General features: G+C 61.7%; 12 protein-coding genes and 1 tRNA gene. 5 read left to right on the plus strand and 8 right to left on the minus strand.

The window, feature by feature from the left end; genetic code table 11:
* Positions 1 to 6 precede the first annotated feature (6 nt).
* The 5 genes from CSQ87_RS10100 to CSQ87_RS10120 form a co-directional block, all read right to left on the minus strand.
* Positions 7 to 477: a DUF202 domain-containing protein gene (locus CSQ87_RS10100; RefSeq protein ID WP_100513754.1), complete on the minus strand. Its 471-nt coding sequence runs from the start codon at positions 475 to 477 to the stop codon at positions 7 to 9.
* The gene (locus CSQ87_RS10105; RefSeq protein ID WP_100513755.1) at positions 471 to 830 is read right to left on the minus strand and encodes a YidH family protein; all 360 of its coding nucleotides are present in this window, start codon (positions 828 to 830) and stop codon (positions 471 to 473) included. The genes CSQ87_RS10100 and CSQ87_RS10105 overlap by 7 nt, the downstream gene beginning before the upstream one ends.
* Before the next feature lie 93 nt (positions 831 to 923).
* On the minus strand, positions 924 to 2267 hold the full coding sequence (locus CSQ87_RS10110; protein ID WP_100513756.1) for an MFS transporter: 1344 nt from the start codon (positions 2265 to 2267) through the stop codon (positions 924 to 926).
* A gap of 90 nt (positions 2268 to 2357) precedes the next feature.
* Complete coding sequence (locus tag CSQ87_RS10115) at positions 2358 to 4172, minus strand: sulfatase (protein ID WP_100513757.1); 1815 nt, start codon at positions 4170 to 4172, stop codon at positions 2358 to 2360.
* Positions 4173 to 4378: 206 nt separating this feature from the next.
* The gene (locus tag CSQ87_RS10120; protein WP_100513758.1) at positions 4379 to 5077 is read right to left on the minus strand and encodes a PadR family transcriptional regulator; all 699 of its coding nucleotides are present in this window, start codon (positions 5075 to 5077) and stop codon (positions 4379 to 4381) included.
* A gap of 206 nt (positions 5078 to 5283) precedes the next feature.
* Here CSQ87_RS10120 and CSQ87_RS10125 point away from each other — a divergent pair.
* Positions 5284 to 5371: transfer RNA gene (locus CSQ87_RS10125), tRNA-Leu, on the plus strand.
* 181 nt (positions 5372 to 5552) lie between these two features.
* Positions 5553 to 6137 (plus strand): M48 family metallopeptidase, encoded by a 585-nt coding sequence (locus CSQ87_RS10130; protein ID WP_100513759.1) that lies wholly within the window; start codon positions 5553 to 5555, stop codon positions 6135 to 6137.
* A gap of 193 nt (positions 6138 to 6330) precedes the next feature.
* On the opposite strand, the gene CSQ87_RS10135 is transcribed toward CSQ87_RS10130, so the two are convergent.
* Positions 6331 to 6810 (minus strand): Dps family protein, encoded by a 480-nt coding sequence (locus CSQ87_RS10135; RefSeq protein WP_100513785.1) that lies wholly within the window; start codon positions 6808 to 6810, stop codon positions 6331 to 6333.
* Positions 6811 to 6991: 181 nt separating this feature from the next.
* Between CSQ87_RS10135 and CSQ87_RS10140 the strand changes: the two genes are divergently transcribed.
* Positions 6992 to 7477, plus strand: a complete 486-nt coding sequence (locus tag CSQ87_RS10140; protein ID WP_100513760.1) for a helix-turn-helix domain-containing protein — start codon at positions 6992 to 6994, stop codon at positions 7475 to 7477.
* 653 nt (positions 7478 to 8130) lie between these two features.
* On the opposite strand, the gene CSQ87_RS10145 is transcribed toward CSQ87_RS10140, so the two are convergent.
* On the minus strand, positions 8131 to 9513 hold the full coding sequence (locus CSQ87_RS10145; protein ID WP_100513761.1) for a hemolysin family protein: 1383 nt from the start codon (positions 9511 to 9513) through the stop codon (positions 8131 to 8133).
* 269 nt (positions 9514 to 9782) lie between these two features.
* On the opposite strand from CSQ87_RS10145, the gene ahpC reads away from it, so the two are divergent.
* Both ahpC and CSQ87_RS10155 read left to right on the plus strand, forming a co-directional pair.
* Positions 9783 to 10346 (plus strand): alkyl hydroperoxide reductase subunit C, encoded by a 564-nt coding sequence (gene ahpC, locus CSQ87_RS10150; RefSeq protein ID WP_100513762.1) that lies wholly within the window; start codon positions 9783 to 9785, stop codon positions 10344 to 10346.
* 290 nt (positions 10347 to 10636) lie between these two features.
* A complete protein-coding gene (locus CSQ87_RS10155) occupies positions 10637 to 12568 on the plus strand; it encodes an FAD-dependent oxidoreductase (RefSeq protein ID WP_100513763.1) in 1932 nt (643 codons plus the stop codon).
* Positions 12569 to 12753: 185 nt separating this feature from the next.
* Here CSQ87_RS10155 and CSQ87_RS10160 read toward each other — a convergent pair whose 3' ends face one another.
* A complete protein-coding gene (locus CSQ87_RS10160) occupies positions 12754 to 13368 on the minus strand; it encodes a carbonic anhydrase (protein ID WP_100513764.1) in 615 nt (204 codons plus the stop codon).
* Positions 13369 to 13382 lie beyond the last annotated feature (14 nt).

Genomic DNA, 13382 nt, shown 5'->3' on the forward strand with positions numbered 1-13382 from the left:
GGGCGGTCAGTTGGGTGCGAACGCTGAAACGAGCGATGAGATGACCGACGGACCGGCCGACGGTACGAACAGTGCAAGCAGTAGACAGATGACGGAGCAGATACTGATTCCCGCTGCGATGGCCAGCAGTCCACTCCCATCCGATCCGAGACGTTCCCGGGTGGGCAGGGTGATCGCCCGTACTGGATCATCATCGGGTTTTGACGCGGTTTTGCGGATTGCGTCCACGTGAACGAACCAGACCGTGTAGAACGAGGATCTGCGGCGGTATTCCATGCAGGCGATTGCGGTGATCGCCACGCCGATCACACCGACGATCAGCCCCCATGTCGCATAGCACATCGGCAGAATGCGCAATGCCAGAATCGAGAAGACGGTCATATTGAGCACGGTGCGTTTCCAAGACAGTCTGGTCCGCTCGATCTGCAGGCCCTTGTCGACCACGTCGCCGCGGCGAACCCCGTCATTCCCTACCATGCCATCACCATGCCAATCAGTACGGCCACGGAGCAGACGGTGACACCGACGGCCAGCAGCAGTTGTGCCAGAGAGCTGGGCAGTGGCGAAGAGACACGCATCGCCCGTTCGTTATGCGCCCAGTCACGCCATGCGGCGGCTGGCAGCGCGATGCCCATCAGCATCACCGTGATCACCACGGCGAGCTTGACGGTCGGGTCGATGCGCACCGAAAGATTGTCGAGTGCCACGGCGATGGAGATCAGAGCCAACGACGTGCGACACCATGCCAGAAACGTTCGCTCGTTGGCCAGCGTAAACCGGGGGTCCGGCTCGGAACCGTGGTCGTAGACACTGCCTGGGAATCGCTTCATCGGGAAACTCCAATCTCCATGCCGAGGTGTTGTCGTGCCATGGTGGACGGTCGGCGGTGATCGATAGGGGCCGATCGCCGCCGACCGGAGATGCTATGCGCGCTCGGCCTCCAGCGCCATCTCCACACGGCGTACGTCCTTCGGATACGTCTTGTACAGACCGGCCAGCAGGATCGCGTTCAGCACCAGCAGGCCGACGGTGATGTACAGGAACACCTTCTGGATGCTCCAGAAGTCGGCGAGCTGACCGCAGGCCACCGAGAAGATCGCCCAGGCGATGGTCTCGAAGATGGTCAACCAGATCGCGTACGCCTGACCGCGCAGGCGCGGATGGACCACCGAGGCGACGATGGGTCGGTTGACCGGCGGATTCAAGCCCTGCGAAAGACCCATGAGGAACCAGAAGACGCCGTAGATCGTGATGCCGTCATACGAGAACTGGGTGCCGAGGAACGCGCCGAGAGCGAAGAACAGCTGGGCGAACTGAATGAACACGATACGTCCATAATGCTGGAAATGCACGTCCAGCCATTTGACGATCCATCCGCCGCCCACATTGCCGATGATCGCACCGATGCCGAACGGCAGCAGCACCATCGAGGCGACCGCGTTGGTGAACCCGCGTTCCACCACCAGGAACTGGATGCCGAAGATCGGAATCAGCAGATGGCCGGACAGGAACCGGGAGATCATCATGATGTCATAGGACGGGATCTTGAACAGGCCAAGGATCTCCTTCATCGTCGGCTTCTCATCCACGGACTTGGCGCTCGCGCCGGAGACCTGAATGTCCGAAGCGCCCACGCCCGGATCCTTGAACGCGAAGATCACAATGAACGAGGCCAGCACCATGATGCCGGACAGTGTCCACATCGCATACCGCCAGCCATTGGAGTCAATTCCGGTGAACTGGGCGAGCAGCGGGCCGACCAGTGCGGCCAGACCATTGATGCAGCCGTACAGGATGCCGGACGCCTTGCCGCGCTCCTTGTCGTCGAAGCTGTCGGCGATCACCGCGTTGACGATCGGCTGCGCGCCGATCACCGAAGCGCTCATCAGCGCCACCGAGATCAGCAGCATCGTCCAGCCGTTCGCAAAGCCGGCCATCGCGCCGAACACCGCACCGCAAAGACCGGTGAGCACCAGTGTGGCCTTACGGCCGATTTTGTCGGAGATCTTCACCCAGATCGGGCCGAACGGAGCGGACAGCACCTTGCCCGCGGCGGTCATGATACCGAGGTGGCCACTGTCGAGGTGCAGCGAGCTGGCGATGGCGGGGAAGATCGAGTTGGTGGCGCTCGCCTCCGTGTTGTCTACCACCATCACGCCGGTAAGGGTGGCGAGATTGCGCCAGCGGTGGGGCACCTTCGCCTCTCCCGCAGTGCCGGCAACATTGGCGGCAGGGCCTTGTGTCTTGGATGTCACGTCCTCTACCATGAGAATGACCTTTCTGATATGTGGCAAATAGGGGGAGTGGGGTGTGATTGGCAGTCGGTCCCCGCTCCCCGGTGTCGGCTGTCGGAGGGGTTACTTCCCGCTGGCGTTCCTGACGTCTTCGCAAATGGCCTGAAGGACGTCAACGGGGATAATTGCGGTCTTGACCAGATCAAGCAGACTCAGCTGTGGAGGTACGGCAACCAGCTCGGTGTGGGTCCACGAGGGGATGTAGTGCTCGATGATCGGGCGGGTGACCAGATCGTCCTCCAGCTCCGCAAGCGGCTTATGCACCAACGGCTCCTTGTTGATGTCAAGAGGAATCGGTTCGGCGATCTCCTCGGCACGTTCGGCCTGCTCTCGAACCAGCAGATGCTCTTCGCCGATCTCTCCTTCGAACGGAATGCCCAGACGCTGGAACAGGCTCTCCGGCGCGTCGCCTTCGTGCATGAGCTTCGCCATCAGCCTTAGCATCCGCAGTTCGACCTTCGGATCATCGATGGGATGATGCTGGCCGGGGTCGGTTTCCAGATCGTACAACAGCGTGCCGTAACGCCATGGATTCATCCAGATGCTCTGCGTCGGAATGCGCATCACGCGGGTGTCCTTGGTGAAGCTGAACGGTTCCGCCGGCTCCCAGTTCGCCAGTTCCTGAGGGCTGAACCGCATGCGCATGTGCGTGGGCATAAGCGTGAACTCGTCCAGAGGCAGGTTCGAGGGGTCCTTGGCCGCGCGCATGTACACGTACCGTCCGTCGGTCACGTTCACATGTCCGCCGTGGATGCCGAACAGGGCTCCTTCATGGAGTTGGTGGATGTCGTTCGATGCGTCATCGCTTGCGCTCGCTTCCGACTCCGGCTCCGACTTGACCGACTGCGCCAGATCGTGACCTTCCATGTCCTTCGTGGGCTCAAGACCGAAGTATCGAAGCATGGTCGGGGCGATGTCGATGGTCTGGGCGAGAGTGCCGCGACGAGTGTCATGCTCGCCGGTGCGAGGATCCCACATGAACAACGGCAAATGCACCAGCTCGTTGAACCATGGCTGTACCGACTTGGCCCACCAGCCGTGCTCGCCGAGCAGGAAGCCGTGATCGGTGTTGACGAAGAGGAGAGTGTCCTTCCACATGTCGTGCTCGTCCATGAAGTCGAGCACTCGGCCGAGCGAATGATCACACATCGAGACCAGTGCGGCGTACTGCAGTCGGACGCTTTCCACCAATTCCTTGGATTCATTCACCTTTTCGTACGGAGGCCAGTCCATTTGGTCGTCATTGGGCTCCTGTCCGTACAGATCGCGATACGCCTGCGGCACGAAGAACGGCTCATGGGGGTCGAACAGCTCCAGCTGGAGCATCCAGTTGTCCTCGTTGACGTTCGTCTCCAGGAACTCCATGCCCGCGTCGACGGTACGGGTCTGCGCGTGGTCGGCTTCGGTAGGCATGTAGGTGCGGTTTACGGCGTCATGCTTGACGATCGGAATGCCGTTATTCGGGCCGTCCTCCTGCTGGCGGAACAGGCCGATGTTGGCTTTCCACGGGTCGCCTTCCTGCCCACGGAAGAACTCCCATGAGGAGTAGCGGGTGTGGAAGGTGGCGCCGCCATCCTCCCAGTAGTGAGGATGATCGGAGACCAGATGGGTGTAGATGCCGTGGTCCTTGAGGATCTGAGGCATGGAATCATCGAATGGCTCCAGTGGACCCCAGGAACGGTGCATGAAGTTGTAGCGGCCGGTATGCAGTTCGCGTCGGGCGGGGATGCAGGGCATGGAGCCTGCATAGAAGTTGTCGAAGGTCACGGCTTTGGCGGCAAGGCGAGCGAAGTTCGGTGCGTTCACCACCGTATCTCCGTAAGGGGGTAGCATATGCCGATTCAGGCTGTCGTACATCAGGATGATAGCTCTCTTCATTGAGGGTTCCTTTCTGTTGTTGGGTGGAGTTTGATGAGTTTTGGGCGCAGTCGGGCTGCTTTTTGGGTGTAGTCGGGTAAGGCTGATTAGTCGGTTGCGTCTGCCGGTATGCCGGCGGCCGATCGGGGGAATGCTCCTATATTGGGCGAATAGGGTCGCCGTGCCGAATATAGGGGGTGTTGGAGGATGAGTGGTGTTCGGTTGGGTTATTCCTCGCGACGCTTCTGCAGGGCGATCAGTTCGGCTTTCAGTGCCTTGACTTGCCGAATGTGATGGTCCATTTCCTCGCTGTTGGTCTGATGGCTCCATTCGGCAAGTATGGTCTTGAGCTCCTGATCGCAATCCGTGTTGTCGGTGGGCAGAGACCTGTCGCGGTTGCGATATTTGCGGACTTGGCTTTCTCGGACCGTGATTTCCGTGTCGAGCAGGGAGATCATCTGGTCTATGGAAAGGAATCCTCCAAAGGCGATACGGACTTCGAAGTCGGGGTCCTGAAAACGCGATGGTGGTTCATATGGGCTGGCGAGCCAGTCCATAAATACGGTGAATCCGCTTTCGGTGATCGAGTATTCGCGGGCTTTTCGGGGGTTGTCTCCATCGAGGAGTCGGGAGCTCACCCAGTTGTCGCTTTCCATGCGGCTCAGGGTGCGATAGATCTGACTCATCTGGGTGTTGGATCGCTGAAACCGTCCGAAGGTGTCGAAGTACTTCTTCAGGCCGTATCCGGTCTGGGGCTTCAGGGCGAGAACGCCGAGCAGCAGATAGTCCAGTTTCAGCATGAGTCGGTCCTTCGATGGTTCGTTGCCGGGTTGGCGGCGTCGGTGCGGTTCCTTGGCTATGGTCATTGTGTGACGCTGGTTGACGGGCGTGCGCTTTGGTGTGGCGCGTGCGGCGTCGAACCCCATCCTACTGCTCCGTAGTGGTGGGCTTCATAACGCTAATATAACACAAAGCATATATCACAAGTGACATATGGCGTGTTGTGGTCAATCATGATAACGATCATGCGATATGAAATATCCGACATGTGGTTGGCGACCGGGATGTGGAAGATGTTTTTGAGGATTCGCGGGAATGTGGTACAGTCGTCCTTTGTCGTCAGACGACACCTGTCCGGGTGGCGGAATGGTAGACGCGCTAGCTTGAGGTGCTAGTGCCTATTTTATACAGGCGTGTGGGTTCAACTCCCATCCCGGACACGAGCAAGGCCCCGCGAACTGCGGGGCTTTTTCGTATCTCCGTATCTCGCATGTTCCGCGCACCTTACCGCGCGTTCGGCGGGCAAGGAGCGGGCAGTCAACGCATTAGGCAGGCAGCGCATTAGGCAGTCGGCGCATTGGGCCGCCAGTGCATTAGGCGGGTAATCAGAGGCGGGTAACCATGGTCAGCAGGACGATCTCAGTGGAGATTCTGGAAGTGCAGGGGCTCCGGGTGAAGGTGACGCGCAAGACGGTGAAGAACATGTATCTACGCGTCAAACCGCCGGACGGGCGTGTGGAGGTCACCGCTCCGGCACGGATCGGGCTGGAATCGGTCGTACGGTTCGTGGCGTCCCGACGTCCGTGGATCGAGCGGATGCGGGCACGTCTTGTCCAAGCCCAGAATGAGCCCGCAACGAGGGTGGGGCAGCCGTGGAGCGAGGATCGCAAAAGCGAGGCGAAGGCGTTGCTCAACCGTCGATTGCCCGATCTGCTGGCGCATTGGACGCCGATCGTCGGTCGCGCCCCGACGAACATCTCATTGCGGCGCATGACCTCCCGATGGGGATCGTGCACGCCTGCGACCGGCCGGATCCGCCTGAACCTCGAACTGGCGTATCTGCCGCCGCAGTATCTGGAGTATGTGCTGGTGCACGAGCTCACCCACCTGTGGGAACGCGGCCACGGTGCTGGATTCCAGCGTCGCATGGACCGATATCTGCCGGATTGGCGGCGTCTGCGTCGAGAATTGAACCGTATGTCATAGCGTTATGCCATAGAAAAACCGAGTTGTGAGGCTTTGTTTTGGAAGAGCCGTATTCTCTTGATTCAACATCCGCGGAATTGCAATGGTTCCAAGACCGCGACGAGTCGGGAATAGCGCTCTTTCGCCAGGCAAAGCCTCACAACTCGATTTTGGGGCCGGTGGCCACTGTGGCCACTAATCGTTACGCGATTCGCTACGCGATGTGGCTGCGCAGGAACCACTGGAACAGCTCCAGCGCCTGCACATGGTCCTGAATGATGTTGGAGCTGACGACATCGAGCTCATCCAGTTCCGCGATGGCCTTGCGGTCGTCGGTGATGAACACATCGTAGTAGTCGATCAGCGCGTTGATGTAGTCCTCGGTGGAGGCGCGACCCTTGAGATCCAGCCCCTTCCAAGAGCGGTTACGCACGATGGCGTCCGGGGTGCCGTCGGGGGAGCCGCCCAGCGTGGCGATGCGCTCGGCGGTTTCGTCGGCCTGCGCGAGCACGACCTCGACCTGCGGGTCGAGCATCTCGTGCACGGCGATGAAGTTCGGGCCCTGCACGTTCCAGTGGGCGTGCTTGAGCACGAGGGCCGCCTCCTGCTCCTGGCTGAGACGGTTCTGCAGAATGGCGATGGTCTTTTCGGCCTGTTCCTCGCTGAGTCCGGGAACGGTGAATTTCAGAGTCATGATAGTCACACTTTCTGTGTTGGTGTGGTTGATCATCAGTTGATCATCAATCGGTCGTCATACAGACGATGGTTCCATTTTCCCTTTCACGCTCGACAGACCGCCCGGCGTTACGATTCGGGTTTTGACGCGTCGTCGGCAAGTCCCCTACTCTAAGACGTGGAAGACGCAAGGAGCTGATATGTCCGACATGTACACGTTGAGCGAGCTGTCCCGGATGACCGGAATCTCGCAGGCGGCCCTGAGCAAGAGAATTCTCCGGGGGAAGCTGGCCGCCCAGAAGGACGACAAAGGCCATTGGGTGGTGGCTGCGGAGGATGTTGACCGGCTGCGTCAGGGCAGGCGCGGACGGACGGTCTCCCCGTCATCGCCGGAATCCCCGGAACGTTCCGCCGTGCAGGGTGCGGAGGATCGGACCGCGGAATCCGTGACCGTGGAATCCACGTCCGTAGATCCCGCGACTTCCGCCAGTTCCACGAATGCCGTCAGTTCCGGGGCGACGGTCACCGCCGCCGAGATTGATGCTCTGAAGAGCCGTCTTGCCCGCAAGCGCGCCGAGATCGGTCGGATGGAGGCTTCGCTGGCCGGTCTGAAGGAATCGGCGTCGTTGCTGGAACAGCTGCTGGCCGCCAAGATCGAACTGATGGATAGGCAGCGTCGCGCATAGACAGCGTGTCCGTGGATGTACATGGGTGCGTGACGTTGTCTGACTGTTGTCGTAGTCGAATGTAGGACAATTAAGACAGTGACGTTGTCTTGACTGCTTGTGTCTTCGTGATATTTGTCCGGGTTGGACATGTCGTACGATGTCCGTTTGGGACCCTTTCCCGCTTCCGGGATGAGACCGTGATGGGGACGGTAGTTCCCCGCAATAGCAGAGATTGCTGGGTGGCTCGTACGCACTCCTCAGGTGTTGGCACGTTATGTCGCGCGCAGATATGGTAGGACATACGACGTCGTCCTATATGAGACTAAGACATAGTGTCTTATCTGTCTTTGTCTTAACCTTTGTCTTAGTCGTTGTCCTAGTGTCGACAGGTGTCGTATTGTCCTAGCTGTCCTGTCTTGGTTATGTCGGTCCTTGTGGCAGGGAATGCCGAATATGGTGTTGTTCGCGTTCCGTGGCACGATGCGCATCTATACAAAAACGAGGACCGTTGGCATTGCAACGGTCCTCGTGTGATATATGGGTGTTGTCGTGTCAGGGAATGGTGATTGCGGCGATTCCGGCGTTCCGTGACGTGAAATCATGGCACGGAACATGCGGAATCAGTCGAATCGGATTCCGTGACGGAGCCAGCGTCCTCCCGGGCGTACTGCCTACTTCCGCTCGGCCGTATCATCCTCGGCAACGCCGGCGACGCCACCGTCCGCGCCGCTCTCGTCCTCGGCGTCGCCCTCCGCCGGCGGATTCGCGCCGCTCTTGCGCACTTCGATGGTCTGGATGCGGCGGCCGTCCACTTCGGTGATCACCATGTCATAGCCGTCGTCGGAGTGCAGCACGGCGCCCACCTTGCCCATCTCGCCGGTCTTGGCGAGGAAGTAGCCCGCCACGGTCTCGTACGGACCATCCTCCAGCTCGATGCCGGTGAGCTCGTCGAAGTCCTCGATGGTCATGCCGCCGTCGATGCGGGCCACGCCGCCGACGAACGCCGATCCGGGCTTGCGCCCGCCCGCCTCGCTGGGCAGATCGTATTCGTCGCGGATATCGCCCACCAGCTCCTCGGTCATGTCCTCCAGGGTCACGATGCCGTCGGTGCCGCCGTATTCGTCGATCACGATGGCCAGGTGAATGCCGCGGCGTCGCAGCAGCGACAGGCTCGGCAGCAGCTTCGAGGTGCCGGGCAGCGAAATGCCCTCGCGGGTCACGTCGGCCACGGTCTTCGCCTGCGTATTGCGGATGTCGAGCAGGTCGCGCACATGCACGAAGCCGAGCACGTCGTCGAAGTCTTTGCCGATCACCGGGTAGCGCGAATACGGCTTGTCGCGCACGAAATCGGCGGCCTCACGGATCGGCATGTCGCCGTCGATGAACACCACGTCGGCGCGCGGGCGCATCACCTCCGCCACGATCGTCTCCGAGGCGTCGAACACGTCGTCGAGGATCACGCGCTCGTCCTTGCTGAGGTTCGTGTTGGAGGAGACCAGCACGCGCAGCTCATCGTCGCTCACCTCGCTTTCGGTCTCGTTCGGGTCGAAGCCGAGAATGCGCACGATGCCGTTGGTGTTCTTGCCGATCAGCCAGATGATCGGGCGGCAGATCGTGGCGAACACGTCGATCGCCGGCACCACCGCGCGGGCGATTGCCTCCGTCTTCTGCATGGCGATGCGCTTCGGCACCATTTCCGAGATCACAATCGAGCAGTAGGAGATCACCAGCGTCAGACCGATGGTGATAAGCGGATTGGCCACGAACGTCGGCACGCCCCAGCTTTCGACCAGCGGGATGAGGAACGGGGCGATCGAGGAGGCGCCGAACGAGGCGGAAAGGAAGCCGGAGAGGGTCACGCCGATCTGCACGGTGGACAGGAACGTGTTCGGGTCGCGGGCGATTTTCGCCACTCGCGCGCCGCGGGCGTCCTCCTGTTCCATCTGCTCGATCTGCGAGCCGCGCAGACTCACCAGTGCCAGTTCGGTGCCGGAGAACATGGCGCCGATGATGAGAAACACGAAAATCAGGAGGATATTCAAGCCAAGTGACATGTCTTCAATGTAATCAATGGCCTGACCAAGGAAGCGTTCGCAGACCAGTCCGCCCCCGCACCGGCCCGTGAGATCTGAACGAATAATGAACATTGTCTGGCATGTGAGAAACGTCACAGCGGCCCGACGCGTATCCTCGGACGACCGGCCGACACGGTGGTCTATGATGGCAAGTACGAGCAAGCCGGCTCCGGCGGAGTAGAGGATCGATCGCCGTCAGTCCCGCGTGCCATGCGCCACGGCGGATGTCCGGCAGGAAAGGAACCATCATGACGATGCTGCAGCACGAAATCTGCGATTTCAAGGCCCAGGCCTTCCAGAACAACGAATTCCACGAGGTCACCAAGGCCGACCTTCTCGGCCACTGGTCGGTGCTTTTCTTCTACCCGGCCGACTTCACCTTCGTCTGCCCCACCGAGCTGGAGGATCTGGCCGCCGCCTACCCGGAGTTCCAGAAGGCCGGCTGTGAGATCTACTCCGTCTCCTGCGACACCCACTTCGTGCACAAGGCCTGGCACGACGCCAACGAGAAGATCGCGAAGATCGCCTACCCGATGCTGGCCGATCCCACCGCTCAGCTGGCCAAGGACCTCGACACCTACAACGAGGCCGACGGTCTGGCCGAGCGCGGCACGTTCATCCTGAACCCCGAAGGCAAGGTCGTGGCCTACGAGGTCATCTCCTCCAACGTCGGTCGTAACGCCGACGAGCTGCTGCGCCGCGTGCAGGCCTCCCAGTTCGTCTACGAGCACGGTGATCAGGTCTGCCCGTCCAAGTGGCAGCCCGGCGAGGAGACCATCGAGCCGAGCCTCGACCTCGTCGGCCAGCTCTGATCCGATCGGTTCCGATCGACGGATCGCGCGGATCGGCCGTTCATGATCAATCGTTCATGAACGTGCGCCGATCCCATCGATCCCACTGATCCCATGACCACCACTCCCGCTGAACGCCGCCAAACTGCATGGCACAGCGGGAGATTTTCTATATCAGACGGTCTGCCGGCATGAATTCGGCACAAAACCGGTGCGGAAAACCACATAGGCAAGGCCACCACCCGAGTTTTGTGGTTTAATTTCCGGATCCTCGGCAGACTTGTGGACCTTCATCCTTACAGGAGAAGCGAATGAGCGGCAATACTGACAGCAAAACCAATGGTGAAACCACAAAACTCGACACCTCGAATGTTGATACCAAGAATCTGTACGACGTCGTCGTGATCGGCGGCGGTCCCGCCGGCCTCACCGCCGGCCTGTACCTCGCCCGCGCGCGATACCGCGTGCTGATCCTCGAAAAGGACGATTTCGGCGGGCAGATCACCATCACCAACGAGGTGGTGAACTATCCGGGCGTCGGCACCACCACCGGCAAGGCGCTCACCGCGACGATGCGGCAGCAGGCGCAGGATTTCGGCGCGGAATTCCTCAGCGCCGAAGCCACCGGACTCGACGTGTCGGGCGACGTGAAGACCGTGCACACCACGCGCGGCGATCTGCACGCCTTCGGCATTCTGATCGCCACCGGTGCCGCCCCGCGCAAGCTGGGATTTGCCGGCGAGGCCGAGTATGCGGGCCGCGGCGTGGCCTACTGCGCCACCTGTGACGGCGAATTCTTCACCGGCAAGGAGGTACTGGTGATCGGCGGCGGATTCGCGGCCGCCGAGGAAAGCGTGTTCCTCACCAAGTACGCCAGCAAGGTGACCATGCTGATCCGCGAGGAGGACTTCACCTGCGACGCCTCCGTGGCCGATGAGGCGAAGCGCAACCCGAAGATCGAGATCCGCTACCAGACCGTGCTCGACGGCGTGACCGCCGGTCAGGGCGGTCTGCGCGAGGCCACGATCCGATCCGTGGCCACCGGCGAGACCGAGACGTGGAAGCCTCAGGACGAAGGCACGTTCGGCGTGTTCGTGTTCGCCGGGTACGTGCCCGCCACCGGTCTGGTGAAGGGCATCGTGGATCTGGACGATCACGGATACGTGGTGACGCACGGATATCTGGAGACTTCGGTGCCGGGCGTGTACGCGGCCGGCGACCTGCGGGTGAAGAACCTGCGTCAGGTGGTCACCGCCACGGCCGACGGCGCGATCGCCGCGGTCGAACTGGAACGGTACGCCTCCGATCTGTCGGCGAAGACCGGACTGATCCCGCCGCGACCGACCGACACCGCGTACGATCGGGCCGAGGCCAAGACCGCGGCCGCCGCGCAGGCGGGGACGACTCCCGCTCCCGCGCCGGCCAAGCGCAGCGCCGACGCCGCGTCCGCGTCCAAGGCCGCCGCCAAGCCGGGCGAACTGTTCTCGGACGCGATCAAGGCCCAGCTGAAGATGGTGTTCTCCAAGATGACCCGGCCGGTCACGCTGGCCCTGGAACTGGACGATACGCCGCTGTCGACCGAACTCGAGGCGTTCGTCGGCGAGATGGTGAAGCTTTCCGACGGCAAGCTGACCAGTATGGTCGGACTGCCGGATTCCGGTGCGGACGGTTCTGGCACGGACAGTGCCGGTGCGGGGGAGGGGACGACCGGCGTCGACCTCGACGCCAACGGTCGTGCGGTGTTCGACCCCGCCGCGGTGCTGCCCCACGCCCGTCCGTGCGTGCGCATCTACGCCGCTGCAGATGACGCTGCGGGTGCCGACGGTGCCGCTGCGGCGGACGGCGGCCTGCGATTCACCGGACTGGCCTTCCACGGCGTGCCGAGCGGCCACGAATTCAACTCGTTCGTGCTGGGCATCTACAACGCGGCCGGCCCCGGTCAGCCGCTGGGCGACGATTTCAAGGCGCGGATCGCGGCCATCGACGAGCCGGTGAACGTGACGCTGCTGGTGTCGCTCACCTGCACGATGTGCCCGGAGACCGTGCTGTCCGCGCAGCGCGTCGCCTCGCTCAACCCGAACGTGCGGGCCGAAGCGTACGATGTCTCGCACTTCCCGGAGCTCAAGGACCAGTACGGCGTGATGAGCGTGCCGTGCATCGTCGTCGATCACGCCGACGGATCGCAGAAGGTGGAGTTCGGCAAGAAGAACATCCCGCAGATGCTCGACCTGCTCGCCGCCTGACCACTTCCGCCCCCTCCGCCCCCTCCGCCCCCTCTGGAGGGGGCTGTCAGCTTCGCTGACTGGAGGAGGTCGAGCGCGGTCTGCGTTTGACCACCCTCAGTCTCGCTGTGCGAGACAGCTCCCGCCGGCGGGAGCGGGGATTCATACGAAGCGGGATTCCGCAGGCCACGCAGGCCTCGCAGACCTCAGAAGGAGAGCACCTCCACCTTGCCCGTGTCGAGCCGGTAGCGTGCGCCCACCAGCGACACCTCGCCGGCCCGCACGGCATTGCGGATCACCGCGGAATCCATGACCAGCGCCTCCAGCGTCTGCGCCACATGAATGCGCTCCACATCCTCGGCGGTGTCGAGATCGGAGTCGAACGCCAGACGGACCGAGGCTCCCACCTCGCGCATCAGAATCGATCGGAATCCTTCGTCCTCGGTGTTTTCGTCGCCCTGGATCACCTTCATCGCCGCGGCCACGGCACCGCAGTTCTGATGGCCCATCACCACGATCAGGCAGACGTGAAGGTGCTGGACCGCATACTCCAGTGATTCGAGCACCGCGTCATCCACCACCTCGCCGGCCGTGCGGATCGTGAACAGATCGCCGAGACCCTGATCGAAGATGATCTCCGGGGGCACGCGCGAATCCGAACAGCTAAGTACCGCGGCGTCCGGCGTCTGCTCCTCGATCAGCCGTTCGCGGGTCTCCCGATCCTGCCACGGATGCTCCGCCTCTCCTTCCGAAAACCGACGGTTGCCTTCGACCAGTCGACTCCAGGCACCATCCGCCCGGGTCCGTGCGTCCAACGTCATGGCCAGCTCCTTCG

It is taken from the genome of Bifidobacterium simiarum (genome assembly GCF_002802905.1).
GTDB lineage: Bacteria > Actinomycetota > Actinomycetes > Actinomycetales > Bifidobacteriaceae > Galliscardovia > Galliscardovia simiarum.